Raw genomic sequence first — 13,421 nt, forward strand, 5'->3', positions numbered from 1 at the left:
TCTGGCCTCCTTGTGAGATGGCTCCCCGCACCAGGCCTGTGGACAACCGCCCGGACCCCCTCCGGCTCTGGTACCAAAGAGGACATGGCCACTCCCACGGACCTCACCGACACCACCGCCCTGCGCGAACGCGCCGAGGAACACCTGCGCGCCCTTGCGGGCGACTCCGCGCGACTGCGAGAGGACCAGTGGACCGCCATCCACGCCCTGGTCGCCGAGCACCGCCGCGCCCTGGTGGTGCAGCGCACCGGATGGGGCAAGTCGGCGGTGTACTTCGTGGCCACCGCCCTGCGTCGGGCCGAGGGCGCCGGGCCGACCGTCATCGTCTCCCCGTTGCTGGCGCTGATGCGCAACCAGATCGCCGCCGCCGAACGCGCCGGGATCCGCGCCCACACCATCAACAGCACCAACACCACCGCATGGGAGCAGACCTACGCCGAGGTCGCCCAGGGGCGGGTCGACGTCCTCCTGGTCAGTCCGGAGCGGCTCAACAACCCCGAGTTCCGCGATCGGGTGCTGCCCGAACTCGCCGCGGGGGCCGGCCTGGTCGTCATCGACGAGGCACACTGCGTCTCCGACTGGGGGCACGACTTCCGCCCCGACTACCGCCGCATCCGCTCGCTGCTGCACGACCTTCCCGACGGGGTCCCGGTGCTGGCCACCACCGCCACAGCCAACGAACGGGTCACCCACGACGTGGCCGAACAGCTCCAGGCCGGAGCGGAGAGGGCCGACACCCTGGTGCTGCGCGGCCCCCTGGAACGCGAGAGCCTGCGCCTGGGCGTGGCCGAACTGCCCGACCCCACCGCCAGGCTGAGCTGGCTGGCCGAACACCTGCCCACCATCCCGGGTTCGGGCATCGTCTACACCCTCACCGTCAGCGCCGCCGAGGAGACCGCCCGGTTCCTCACCGAGCAGGGCCTGGAGGTGCTCGCCTACACCGGACGCACCGACCCGGACGAACGTCGTGCCGCCGAGGACGCTCTTCTGGCGAACCGGGTGAAGGCGCTGGTCGCCACCAGTGCACTGGGAATGGGCTTCGACAAACCCGACCTCGGGTTCGTGGTGCACCTGGGCGCCCCGCAGTCGCCCATCTCCTACTACCAGCAGGTCGGTCGTGCCGGTCGTGGTGTGGACCGCGCCGAGGTGGTGCTGCTGCCGGGCCGCGAGGACGTCCAGATCTGGGAGTACTTCGCCGGACTGTCCTTCCCCCCGGAGGACACCGTCCGCGAGACCCTCGCCGTGCTCGCCGAGGCCGACGGGCCCCTGTCGGTCGCCCACCTGGAGACCCGGGTCGACCTGCGCCGCACCCGACTGGAGCAGATGCTCAAGGTGCTGGACGTGGACGGCGCGGTGCGGCGGGTGCGCGGCGGTTGGGTCGGCACCGGTCGGCCATGGACCTACGACACCGAACGCTACGCCCAGGTGAGCGCCGCACGAGAACGCGAACAGCGCGCCATGCTCGACTACATCGCCACCGACGGTTGCCGGATGGAGTTCCTCCGCCGCCAGCTCGACGACCCCGAGGCCAGCGCCTGCGGCCGCTGCGACGTGTGCACCGGACAGTACTGGCCCACGGAGGTGGACTCCGGCCGCCGCAAGGCCGCCGCCGACCACCTGGACCGCCCGGGCACACCCGTCGCCCCACGCCGCCAGTGGCCCACCGGAATGTCCGCGCTGGGGGTGGACCTGTCCGGGAAGATCCCCGAGAACCTGCGGGCCGGTGAGGGCCGCGCACTCGGCAGGATCACCGACATCGGCTGGGGCAACGAGCTGCGTCGTGTCCTGGCCGAGGACGCCCCTGACGCACCCGTGGACGAACGGATGCTCCAGGGCGTGGTGCGGGTCCTGGCCACCTGGGGCTGGGACGACCGGCCCGTCGGCGTGGTCGCCATGCCCTCCCTCACCCGCCCGACCCTGGTGGCTGACCTGGCCGCCCGCCTGTCCTCGCTGGGAAGGCTGGTCCCCCTGGGATCGCTGTCCTACCGAACAGAGAACGGTCCGGGCCCGCGCCGGCACAACAGCGCCATGCGCCTGGAACAGGTCTACTCGTCGCTGGTCGCCGACCCGGGACTCCAAGAACGCGTGGCCGAACTGCAGGCGAGCACCCCGGGCCCGCTGCTGCTGGTGGACGACGTGGTCGACACCGGCTGGAGCCTGACCGTCGGCGCCGCCCTGCTGCGCCGTGCCGGTGCGCCGGAGGTCCTGCCGCTCACCCTCGCCACCACCGGTGGCTGAGCCCGGTCCTCGAAACGGACGAGGGCCCCGAGGTCGTCGACCACGGGGCCCTCGTAAGACGAGAAGGCGATACCGCCCTAGCGGATGCGTTGGCCGCGGGGGGCGCCTCGACGGACGGGGCGGCCCTCGCCAAGGTCGGGGCGGGCGCCCGGCTGGTGCAGGGCACGGGCGGCCAGGCGGCTGGCGCGACCCAACGCCTCCTTGGGGTGGCGCCCGGCCAACCACGCGGGCAGGAAGCCGGCGATGAAGGCGTCGCCGGCGCCCACCGAACCCGGGGACGGTTCCACCGGTTCGGCCGGAGCGGTCACGCAGTCCTCACGGGTCTTGGACGCCCACAGGCCGCCGTCCTCGCCGAGTTTGATCACGACGTTGGGGAACCAGGCGGTCAGAACCTTGGCGGCGGCCTCGGGTTCGTCCCGGCCGGTGAGCACCCGGGCCTGGTCGACGTTGACGAACAACAGTCGCGCGCCCTGGGTCCACTCCAGGAAGTCCTCCGCGCCGGCGCGCTCCAGTGGTGCGTGCGAACCGCCGTCCACCGAGATCGACATGCCGCTCTCGCGGGCCATGCGCAAGGCCACCCGGGCCGCGCGGCGGGAGTCGGGGTTGATCAGCGTGTAGCCGGAAACGTGCAGGTGTCCGTCGGGGCCGAAGACGTCGCGTGGCAGGTCCTCGGGCTGCAGGCGCGCGTTGGCGCCCGGGTCGCTGAGCATCGTCCGGTCACCGCGGTGGGTGATCATGACGACACAGTGGCCGGTGGCGCGCTCGGGGTCCATCACCATGCGCGAGTCCAGGCCGTAGCCCATGAGTTCCATCTCGCGGGTGCGCCCGGTTATGTCGGAGCCCCGGCGACCCACGAACGTGGTCTCGGTGCCCTCGACCGACAGCCAGGACGCGATGTTGGCCCCGGAACCGCCGCCGTACATGACCACCGAGGCGGGGGTGTCACTGCCCCTGGCCAATGGGTGGAACGCGCGCGCGACGGCGTCGGTCATCAGATCACCGATCACGACCACTCGAGTCATTTCGCCAGCCACCACCGAGTGTTGAGAACCTGTGCCCGCACGACGTTAACAGCTTAACGATCAGGGGCGGGTAACGAACTGACAGCGCCCCGGACACACGGTCACCAAGGCGATGTCGGGGTCTTGCGACCCACCGCTTCAGGGTACGTGGAACCGGGTGCACACCGTCCCGAAAGCGCTTGCACGGGGGAGGATCGGGCGGTGATTTCGGCCGGACGGCGGGGACTCTCCCCGTATTCGACCGATTGTCGTCTAGTCTCGCAGTCGTGCAGTCCTACCCGAAACACTGGGAAGCCGACGTCGTTCTGACCGACGGCGGCACCGCGCACCTGCGCCCCATCACCGCTGACGACGCCGACCTGCTGCGCGAGTTCCACGCCCGGCTCTCGCCGGAGACGATCTACTACCGGTTCTTCGCGCCCTACCCCAAGCTGTCCAACCGCGACGTGGAACGCTTCACCACGGTCGACTACGAGGAGCGTGTGGCCCTGGTCGCTACCATCTCGGACTCCCTGGTCTCCGTGGTGCGTTACGACAAGGTCGCCCCGGAGGAGGCCGAGGTCGCCTTCGTGGTCGAGGACGGTCATCAGGGCCGTGGCCTGGCCTCGGTCATGCTCGAACACATCGGAGCGGCCGCCCGCGAACGCGGGGTGCGACGCTTCATCGCCGACGTGCTGCCCGAGAACCGGCGGATGATCAACGTCTTCCGCGAGGCCGGGTACACCGCCCAACAGACCTTCGACGAGGGCGTCATTCGGCTCACGCTGGACCTGCAGCCCACCGACGACTCCCAGGAGGTCATGCGGGCCCGCGAGCAGCGCTCCGAGTCGCGTTCCATCGCCCGTCTGCTCTTCCCGGAGTCGGTCGCCGTCATCGGTGCCAGCCGGACCGCGCACACCATCGGTCAGACCGCCCTGCGCAACCTCCTGGGCGGAGAGTTCCAGGGCCCCGTCTACCCGGTGCACCCCGAGGCCAGGGCCGTGGTGGGCGTACGCGCCTACCCGTCGGTGCTGGACATCCCCGACCAGGTCGACCTGGCCGTGGTGGCGGTGCGCGCCGAAACGGTCGTCGACGTGGTCGAACAGTGCGCCGAGAAGGGCGTGCACGGACTCGTCGTGGTCAGCTCGGGCTTCGGTGAGATCGGCCCGGAGGGGCGCGCCCGCCAGGACGAACTGGTGCGCACAGCCCGCGCCGCCGGCATGCGCGTGGTGGGCCCCAACTGCCTGGGCGTCGCCAACACCGACGCGTCGATCTCCCTCAACGCCACCCTTTCCCCGGACCTGCCCCCGGCCGGCCCCATCGGCTTCTTCTCCCAGTCCGGCGCGCTGGGCCGCGCCATCCTGCAGCGGGTCGCCGACCGGGGCATGGGACTGTCCACGTTCGTGTCCGCGGGCAACCGCGCCGACGTGTCCGGCAACGACCTCATGCAGTACTGGCAGGAGGACCCGGCCACCCAGGTCGTCCTGCAGTATCTGGAGTCCCTGGGCAACCCGCGCAAGTTCACCCGTCTGGCCCGGCGCCTGGCCAAGCAGAAGCCGGTCGTGGCGGTGCGCAGCGGTGGTTCGGCGCGGACCACGCCCACCGGCCACGCCGCCGGCGGGCTGGCCCTGCCCGACTACGCCGTCACCTCCCTCTTCCAACAGGCCGGGGTGGTGCGTGTGGACGACATCACCCAGATGTTCGACGCCGCCCAGGTGTTCGCCTACCAGCCGTTGCCCGAGGGGCCGCGCGTGGGCATCATCGGTAACTCCGACTCCCTGGAACTGCTGGTCAAGGACGCCGCCGTCCGCCAGGGCCTCAAGCCGCACGAACCCGTGAACCTGGGTCCGCAGGCCACCGCCGAGGACTTCGACAACGCGCTCCGGGCGGCCCTGGCCGCCGAGGACGTGCACTCGGTCGTGGTGGTGTTCGTCCCGGCCCTGCACCCCATCGGCGACGACGTGGCCCGGGTACTGCGCGCTCGCGCCCTGGAATCGGACAAGCCGATCGTCACCACCTACCTGGCCCGACAGGGCATCCCCGAGGAGCTCAGGCACGTCGGGGACCAAGGGCAGACCCTGCACGGTTCGGTCCCCTCCTACCCCGCGCCCGAGGACGCCGTACGCGCCCTCGCGCACGCCACCCGCTACGCCCAGTGGCGGGACCGCAAGCCCGGACGGCACCCCGAGCTGCCCGACATCGAGGGCGCCCGGGCCCGCACGGTCATCGCCCGGGCCCTGTCGAAGGCCGGAGCCGAGAAGGGCGACATCGCCTGGTTCGGCGGGGAACGTCGCTACGACGAGGAGACGGCGATCTCCAGCGAGGACGCGCACGAGCTGCTGTCCTGTTACGGCATCGCCGCCTACCCCGACATCAAGGTGAACTCGGCGGAGGAGGCGGTGGTCGCCGCGGGTGAGCTGGGCTACCCGGCGGTGGTCAAGGCCGACGCACCCGACCTGCGGGTTCGTGCCGGTGGCGCGTTCGTCCGCGCCGACCTGCGCACCCCCGAGGACGTGCGCAGCGCCTACCTGTCGCTGTACGACCGCTTCGGCGACGAGGCCGACCTGGTGGTCCAGCGTCTGGCCGCGCCCGGGGTGCCCACGGTGATCCGGGCCGGGGACAACCAGTCCTTCGGGTCGGTGGTCTCCTTCGGCCTGGCCGACGTCACCGCCGAACTCCTCGACGACCGCGCCTTCCGGTTGGCGCCGCTGACCGACATGGACGCGGCCGACCTCATCCACGCGGTCCGTGCCGCCCCGCTGCTGTTCGGGCTGCCCGCGGGGGCGACCTCGCTGGCCGAGCAGCCCAACGTGGAGGCCTTGGAGGAACTCCTCATCCGGGTCTCGCGTCTGGTGGAGGCCTTCCCCGAGGTCGGCTACGTGGACCTGGACCCGGTGCTCGTCAACGCCACCGGCGCCCACGTCCTGGGCGCGCGCATGTGGTTGCGGGAGGCGCCCGACGTGCGCCCGGACTCCGGACCTCGGAGGTTGCGCGGGGTGACGTTCTGATCCGCCAGTGGTCCGCTCTCTTCGGGCGACGGTCGCGAAGTGTCACCGGGAGGGGGCAGGATAGAGGTATGAGGAAAACACGTGCCGTGCCCACGGACTGGCGCCTGGAGATCGAACGGAGCGGGTACTACCCCGCCCTGGTCATCGACGCGGTCGCCGACGTCCTGGGCGACGAGGACGCCAAGGCGTTCATCGTGCACCACGAGGCGACCTTCGACCCCGCCATGGAGATGCGTCGGCACATCACCGTGATGCTGCTGACCGAGACCCGACTGGTGGTCTGCCACACCGACGAGCACCCACCGACCGAGCCGGGCGGTGCCTCGCACGCCTCCACCACGACCGACAGCATCCAGCTGGGCAACGTCCAGTCGGTGGCGCTGACCCGGGTGGTGCCCAACCCGGCCCAGTACACGCCGGGGAGCACCCCCAGCGAGCTGGTGCTCAGCGTCAACCTGTCGGTGAACTGGAGCGCGGTCGCCCACATCGACCTGGAGCCGGCCTCCTGTGCCGACGAGAGCTGCGAGCTCGACCACGGCTACACCGGTGCCATCACCGCGGAACCGCTCACACTGAGGGTCAGTGAGGCGGCCGACGGTGCCGAGGCGGTGCAGGCGATGATGCACTTCTCCGACGCCCTGTCCGTGGCGACCCGGGGACACTGACCACGCCGCGGGCGGGGGCCGCACAGTCCCCGCCCCGGTGTCGGTTCGAGCGAAGGTGGACGGTTAGCGTGTGTTCCGGTCAACTGTGGTGACCGGGTTCACTCCCACCGACGCAAGAGAGGTCAGCTCGCGATGACGCAGCACCAGCCTTCCGCGACCCCCGACGCCCCGCTCGTGAGGTCGAGCGTCGACCGGGCCATCGCCACGATCACCCTCGACTCCCCGCGCAACCGCAACGCTCTCTCCGCACGGTTGCGCTCCGAACTCTCCAAGGCCCTCTCCGACGCCATGGCCGACGACGAGGTGCGCGCCATCGTGCTCACCGGTAACGGCCCGGTGTTCTGTGCCGGCGCCGACCTCAAGGAGATCGCGGCGGCCCTGGCGGGCGAACCCGTCGAACCGGCCCCGGAACTGCCCGAGATCTTCGAACGGATCATGGGCGGTCCCAAGCCCGTCGTCGCGGTGCTCAACGGAGCGGCCCGGGCCGGCGGCATCGGCCTGGTCGCCGCCGCCGACATCGCCCTGGCCCCCAAGAGCACCACCTTCGCCTTCACCGAGGTGCGTATCGGCGTCGTCCCGGCGATCATCTCGGTCCCCGTGTCCGCGCGCGTGCACTCGCGCCAACTCAGTCGCTACTTCCTCACCGGCGAGATGTTCGACGCCGTGGCCGCGGCGGAGGCGGGGCTCATCACCGAGGCCGTGCCCGACCGGGAGATGCAGGACACCATCGACTCGATCCTGCGGGGGCTGCGCGGAGCGGCGCCACGCGCGCTGTCTCGCACCAAGGAACTCGTCGGCGAGCTGAACGGTGGCGCCCAGGCCGCACCCGTCCGACGCGGCGAGGCCTTCGCCCAGATGGGCGAACTGTCCGCCGAGTTCTTCGCCGGAGAGGACGCGGCCGAAGGACGCGCCGCCTTCTTCGAGAAACGCCCTCCGCACTGGGCTCGGTGACCTGGGTGCACACGCTCGCCATGACAGGCCACAATGGACGGGTGAGCTACTCCGGAGATACCAGGGTCGGCGGCCCCGCCGACCTGCGCGAACTACCGCAACTGACGATCACCAAACTGGCCGTGGGCCCGATGGACAACAACGCCTACCTCCTGCGCTGCCGCGCCACGGGGGAGGCCGTCCTCATCGACGCGGCGGCCGAGGCCGACCGCATCCTGGAGATGATCGGTGAGGACGGGCTGGCCCGCGTGGTCACCACCCACCGCCATCAGGACCACTGGCAGGCGCTGGCCGAGGTCGTCGGCCAGACCGGCGCCCACACGGTCGCCCACCCCGACGACGCCGACGAACTGCCGGTGTCGGTCGACGAGCCCGTCACGCACGGCAGCACGGTCATGGTCGGGGACTGTGCGCTCACCGTCATCCACCTGCGCGGGCACACACCCGGTTCGATCGCCCTGCGCTACGACGACCCCGAAGGCCACACCCACCTGTTCACCGGGGACAGCCTCTTCCCGGGCGGGGTCGGCAAGACCTGGTCCGACGAGGACTTTCGGACCCTGTTCGGTGACGTCTCCGAGCGTGTCTTCGGGGCCCTCGCCGACGACACCTGGGTCTACCCCGGCCACGGCAAGGACACCACCTTGGGCGCCGAGCGCCCGAACCTGTCCCAATGGGGTGAGCGCGGCTGGTGACTCAGCCGACGTAGCAGCAAAAGCCCACGTGTCCGAGGTGGTCGGCGACCGCCTCGGACACGTCGCCTCCACCGGCCAGGGCGCGATGGAACAGACGCATGGCCGCACCCGTGCGTTCGTCGGAGACCGGCAACGGGCTCGCGACCACGGTGCGCGTGCCGAGCGTCAGCAGGGTGCCCGCGAAGCCGCCCGGTGAGCGTGTGAGGAAACCCCGGCCGCCCCAACAGGTGGCCAGGGTGACCAACGCCGCCGGAGCGGGCGCCCGCAACAGGTCCCGGGCCAGCAGCGGGCCGTCGGACAGCTCCACCCGGGACAGCAGCGCCGAACGTTCGCCGGTGTGCCCGTGCCCGGCCAGGTGGGCCACGTCGGCGTCGGTGAGCGCCGCCAGGACCTGATCCCGTCGGGCCCGCTCCAGTACCCGGGCGCCCGGGTAGGTGCCGGCGAGCGCGCGGACCTCCGCGCCCGCTCCGGCCGGTTCGGCGGCCGCCGCCAACAGCACGCGCCCGCCCCTCGGGGAACGCCTCCGCGACCAGGACCGTGCCCCGGAGACCACCGTGACCGGTCGACCCCGCAGACTCGGCAGCAGCCCCCAGGGTGGATCGTCCAGGTAGGGGGCACCGGTGACCACGAGTGGACGCCCATCGGTCAACGGCAGCACCGGGCCCACCAGGGCCTCGTCCACGGCGGTCAGGGCCGGGGTCGATCCGTCGACGGGCTCGGCCTCGCACTCGTGCCGCATCCGGGCCAGGAGACGACGCAGGGGCAGCAGCGGACCCAGGAACGCGGTGCGCACCCGACCCGCCACCGCGACCAGCGCGACGGCTCGGTCTCCCGCCCTGGTGAAGTGCACGAACGCCCGATCCCCCAGGGTGTCGAACAGCCTTCCCAGCACCGGGCCGCGCGGAGCGCGCCGACGGGGCACCGTCAGGTCGGTCTCGGTCTCGGTGTCGACCGTCGCGGCAAGGGTGTCGCGTGAGACCTCCGCTCGGGTCAACTCCGCCCACTCCAGGGCCGTCGCGGGGTCGCCCACCGCCAACGCGCCCTCCAACCCGGCCTGGATCACGTGAGGGTCGCCGAAACCGCCCTCCAACCACGCGCCCGGTAGTGGTGCGGTCCGTGGTCGGACATGGAGGTTCGGGGCGGGCAGGCGTTCGGCGAGGGCGGCGAGCGCGCGGGTGGCGTGCGGGCTCGTGGCCGGGACCGCCGTGGAGGGCGAGCGCACCTCCAACGCCTCACGGGCGCGTTCGAGGGGACGGGCCCGGTGGGTACGCTCGGCGAGCCGTTCCAACCGGTGGGTCAGGCCGTACCAGGAAGACCCGCGTCCGATGTGCCGCCGCACACGCAGGGACAGCGCCAACGCCGCCTTGTGATCGCCCTCCAACAGGCGCAGCTTGGCCTCCAACAGGGTGCGGGCGGTGTCGGTGGGCCCCTCCCTCCAGGGTGCCTCGGCCAGGATGCGGCCGGCCTCCTCCACCTGCCCCTCACAGAGCAGGGCTTCGGCCAGGTCCACGCGCAGCGCCTCCTGCCGGTCGGCCGGTACCAGCGGCAGGAGTTCGAGGAAGATCCCGATCGCGCCCGGCGCGTCACCGCGGTACAGGGCCAGACAGCCCTGGTTCTGTCGGGCCACGGTGCCGAGCAACGGCAGCCCGCGGGTCTCGGCCAGGTCGCGTGCCGCGTGCAGGTGATCCTTGGCCGGGCCGAACCGTCCGCACAGGGCCTGGGCCAGTCCAAGGTCGGTGAGCACCCCTGGCAACACCGGGGCGAGGTCCGCTGCGGGGTGTCCCCGCAGCCGGCTCCGGATGTCCTCCAACAGGGTGACGGTGTCCTCGAAACGTCCGTCGCGGGCCAGCCGGACCCCGTCGGCGACTCTGGCCAGGAGGGGTCGGGTGGTGGTCGGGGTCGCGGTGGTGTCGGAGGTCGCGCTGGGGGACAACACGTCCGGCTGCCTTTCGCCAGTGGGGCCGGTCGTCTCCAGTGATAGCAGCGGTTCGGGCCGTGCGGGAGTGCCCTCGGCCAACCTGTGGACGAACGAGGTGGGACCGAACCGGACCTATGCCGATAAAGGGTGGCCGAGTATGAGCGCTCCGGGCGGGACCGTGCCCCGTTTCGGCTCGGCTCTATTCAGATGGTGAACCAGTCGGTGACCACGGGGAGCCGGCCCGGGCGCTCCATGGTCAGAGCCAGGGGGCCCCGGCGAAGCCCTTCGGCGTGGAAGGCGCCGTCTCCCCGGACGAACAGGCGCAGGTGCTCCTCGGGTCGGCGCAGGCACACCTCCACGTGGTCGAAGTCGCCGATCACCAGGCCGAACAGCGAACTCAGATCCCCGTGCGCGCGCAGGCGCAGGTCGACCCTCAGGTCATCGAGGTGGAAGCACAACGTCGTCGTGGCGGCCTCGGAGCGGGACGGGACGAGTGACGGGGTGGAGTCGACGATGGTGGGGGCCGTGCGGGCCCGGTCGAGGGAGCGGTCGAAGGCGGCCAGCGCCGCGCCCCGGCCGGGTTCTGTGTCCTTCACGGGTCACGCACGCCTTTCGTCGGTTCGGTCCTGGCGAGGGAACGGCGCAACCGGCGTAGCAGGTTCCGTCGCTCGTTGGCGGTGGTGCGGTGGGAGAGGGGCGCGGCGTCGGGGGAGTCGTCCAGGTAGTGTCGGGCGACCCGTCGGTCGATCGGGCCCAGCGCGTCGATGGCCCGGTACAGCTCGGCATGGCGTTCCTTGCGCAGGTAGACGTCTTCGACGTCGGGAACGGGGGCGGGCCCGGACCCGGTGATCAGCCGGTGCGGGTCGACCGGCACCAGCTTCCGCAGCCGGTCGCGTTGACGGCCGCACACATCGCGGGTCACCCGGATCAGCCAGGCCCTGAGCAGGTGAGGGTGACGTAGCCGAGGCAGGTGCTGGTTGAGGTTGAGCCAGACGGTCTGCACCGCGTCCTCCCGGTCCTGCCGGGGCAACCGGTAGGACCGGGCGATGCGGTTCACGGCGGGCAGGTGGCGATCCACGATCTCCTCCCAGGCGCCGGCGTCGCCGTTGCAGGCGGCGAGCACGAGTTCGGCGTCGGGTCGAGGGGCGGGGCCGGAAGTGGCCGTAACCGGCTCGAAGGTGGGGGATACATCCCCTGAAGTGCCCGAATATGACCTATTGCGGCGAGGGATGCCGCGGTGGATGCCCTCGCACGGCTGGTCTGGCACACCCGCTCCCACTATGATCGGACTCCCTGTCGTCGCCTGTGGCACACGGTAATCCCTGGGTGTTCGGGTCACGTGGGGAACACTGGAAAAGTCCAGTGTGCGAGATGGTTTCCAGAGTGCCTATAGGGCACAATGGGGCAAAAGGCATGCAGCGGGTATGTAACCTTCTCGTGATACGAGGGCGTCGGGGAAGCGCACTCGTTCGTATCAGGAGGTTCGGTGTCCGCACGTGGCGTCTTGTACGTCCACTCCGCGCCCGCGGCGCTGTGCCCACACGTCGAGTGGGCGGTCGCGGGTGTCGTTGGAGTACCCGTGAAACTCGACTGGGTCGCCCAACCCGCCGCTCCCGGTAACCACCGTGCCGAGCTCAACTGGCAGGGGAAGCCGGGGACCGCCGGAGCGGTGGCCTCCGCCTTGAACGCGTGGCAGCGCCTGCGCTTCGAGGTGACCGAGGACGCGTCACCGGGTTGTGACGGCGTCCGCTACAGCTACACGCCCACCCTCGGCGTGTTCACCGCCGTCACCAGTGCCGCCGGTGAGGTCCTGGTTCCCGAGGGACGCCTGCGCGCGGCCATGGAGACCGCCGCCGTCGACGGCGGCGACCTGGCCGCCGAACTCGACCGGCTCACCGGCCGGGCATGGGACGAGGAACTCGAACCCTTCCGTTACGCGGGCGACGGCGCGCCCGTTCGCTGGCTGCACGCCGTCGGCTGACCCCCGGGGGAGGGGTCAGCAGGGCGGCTCGGTGTCGCCCGGCCAGATGGTGGAGGCCAACAGCACCGCCGCCCAGATGCCCAGGGGGACCAGCGGCCAGTACAGCATCAGTTCGCCGCCCAACAGGCTGGTCGCACCCCACAGGCCGGTGAGCACCCCTCCGGCACCCAGCCACCAGCGCCATTCCTCGCCCCATTCCGCCCACGGCAGTCGCCGTGGCCGGTGCGCGGGCTCGGGCCGGGGGTCGCGGACGCGCCCGCTGTAGAACCGGGGAGGAGGGACGGGGACCACGGGAACGGGCAGGTCAGAGGTCAGGGATCGCAGCTCCCCGACCCGGATCGCGACCAGGGCCGTACCCACACGGCGCTCGTACTCGTCGTCGTCCAGACGGCCTTCCGCGTAGGCGGCCGCCAGACGGTCGATGGTGAGGTCGCGTTCGGTGTCAGAGGCGCGCATCCGGTTCAGCGGCAGACGTTGGGTCTCCACTTCCCACCCCCATAGGCGCGAGTCGGTGACCACACTGTACGTGGCGCGCCCCCGCCACGAAAGAGCGTGAAGGGGTCGATTCCACACGCTTTTCCAGCGCCGTTCCGGGGGCGATATCGCCGCAGGTCAGAGCTGCAACCAGCGCGACACCGCGCGACAGGTCGCGGGGTCGGCCGCGCCCACCAGGCCGGTGTGCTCGTAGGTGCCTCGATAGGTGAAGGGAGCTCCGTCCAACCGGGTCAGGTGCCCGCCCACCTCCGACAGGATCAGCGCGGGCGCGGCCACGTCCCAATCGCGTACCGGAACGTCCTTGACGAACAGGTGGGCGGCCCCCTCGGCGATCCGACACAGCTTCAGCGAGATGCTGCCGCTCTCCAGGTACTCGCCGTAGCCGAAGTGGTCGTACACCCGCCGGGCGATGCCCGCCGGCTCGGAGGTGTTGTCGGTGAGCACCCCCTGACCGGGAGGGGAGGGAGCG

Annotated in this window: 12 protein-coding genes; 6 read left to right on the top strand and 6 right to left on the bottom strand. The window is 71.4% G+C overall.

The features are described from left to right. Nucleotides 1-84: 84 nt before the first annotated feature. Nucleotides 85-2,238, top strand: coding sequence for a RecQ family ATP-dependent DNA helicase (locus K8V84_RS23485; protein WP_304078724.1), 2,154 nt, complete (start codon nt 85-87; stop codon nt 2,236-2,238). A 77-nt stretch (nt 2,239-2,315) separates the two neighbouring features. On the opposite strand, the gene K8V84_RS23490 is transcribed toward K8V84_RS23485, so the two are convergent. Next, entirely contained in the window at nt 2,316-3,251 is a 936-nt protein-coding gene (locus K8V84_RS23490) for a carbohydrate kinase family protein (RefSeq protein ID WP_304078740.1), read from the bottom strand. 275 nt (nt 3,252-3,526) lie between these two features. Here K8V84_RS23490 and K8V84_RS23495 point away from each other — a divergent pair, with 275 nt between their 5' ends. From K8V84_RS23495 to K8V84_RS23510, 4 genes are all read left to right on the top strand, one after another. After that, entirely contained in the window at nt 3,527-6,247 is a 2,721-nt protein-coding gene (locus K8V84_RS23495) for a GNAT family N-acetyltransferase (protein WP_304078725.1), read from the top strand. 86 nt (nt 6,248-6,333) lie between these two features. Then, nucleotides 6,334-6,912: a DUF5998 family protein gene (locus K8V84_RS23500; protein WP_304078742.1), complete on the top strand. Its 579-nt coding sequence runs from the start codon at nt 6,334-6,336 to the stop codon at nt 6,910-6,912. Between the two features lie 132 nt (nt 6,913-7,044). Continuing rightward, nucleotides 7,045-7,863 carry an enoyl-CoA hydratase-related protein gene (locus K8V84_RS23505; protein WP_304078726.1) on the top strand — a complete coding sequence of 273 codons (819 nt, stop codon included), beginning with the start codon at nt 7,045-7,047 and terminating at the stop codon, nt 7,861-7,863. 41 nt (nt 7,864-7,904) lie between these two features. Next, nucleotides 7,905-8,558, top strand: a complete 654-nt coding sequence (locus K8V84_RS23510; RefSeq protein WP_304078728.1) for an MBL fold metallo-hydrolase — start codon at nt 7,905-7,907, stop codon at nt 8,556-8,558. A gap of 1 nt (nt 8,559) precedes the next feature. Here the strand turns inward: K8V84_RS23510 and K8V84_RS23515 are convergent, their stop codons facing one another. The 3 genes from K8V84_RS23515 to K8V84_RS23525 form a co-directional block, all read right to left on the bottom strand. Further along, the gene (locus K8V84_RS23515) at nt 8,560-10,494 is read right to left on the bottom strand and encodes a CHAT domain-containing protein (RefSeq protein ID WP_304078730.1); all 1,935 of its coding nucleotides are present in this window, start codon (nt 10,492-10,494) and stop codon (nt 8,560-8,562) included. A 185-nt stretch (nt 10,495-10,679) separates the two neighbouring features. Next, nucleotides 10,680-11,072, bottom strand: a complete 393-nt coding sequence (locus K8V84_RS23520; RefSeq protein ID WP_304078732.1) for a carboxypeptidase regulatory-like domain-containing protein — start codon at nt 11,070-11,072, stop codon at nt 10,680-10,682. Then, entirely contained in the window at nt 11,069-11,599 is a 531-nt protein-coding gene (locus K8V84_RS23525; RefSeq protein WP_304078733.1) for an RNA polymerase sigma factor, read from the bottom strand. The genes K8V84_RS23520 and K8V84_RS23525 overlap by 4 nt, the downstream gene beginning before the upstream one ends. A 363-nt stretch (nt 11,600-11,962) precedes the next feature. Here K8V84_RS23525 and K8V84_RS23530 point away from each other — a divergent pair, with 363 nt between their 5' ends. Next, entirely contained in the window at nt 11,963-12,457 is a 495-nt protein-coding gene (locus K8V84_RS23530; RefSeq protein ID WP_304078734.1) for a DUF3145 domain-containing protein, read from the top strand. A 15-nt stretch (nt 12,458-12,472) separates the two neighbouring features. On the opposite strand, the gene K8V84_RS23535 is transcribed toward K8V84_RS23530, so the two are convergent. Beyond that, nucleotides 12,473-12,943, bottom strand: coding sequence for a DUF1707 domain-containing protein (locus K8V84_RS23535; RefSeq protein ID WP_304078736.1), 471 nt, complete (start codon nt 12,941-12,943; stop codon nt 12,473-12,475). A 126-nt stretch (nt 12,944-13,069) separates the two neighbouring features. After that, nucleotides 13,070-13,421 (bottom strand): inositol monophosphatase family protein (locus K8V84_RS23540; protein WP_304078738.1); only part of this gene is annotated, 352 nt, incomplete at its 5' end.

Origin of the sequence: Nocardiopsis listeri, from assembly GCF_020741345.1 — a bacterium.
GTDB classification, from domain to species: domain Bacteria; phylum Actinomycetota; class Actinomycetes; order Streptosporangiales; family Streptosporangiaceae; genus Nocardiopsis; species Nocardiopsis listeri_A.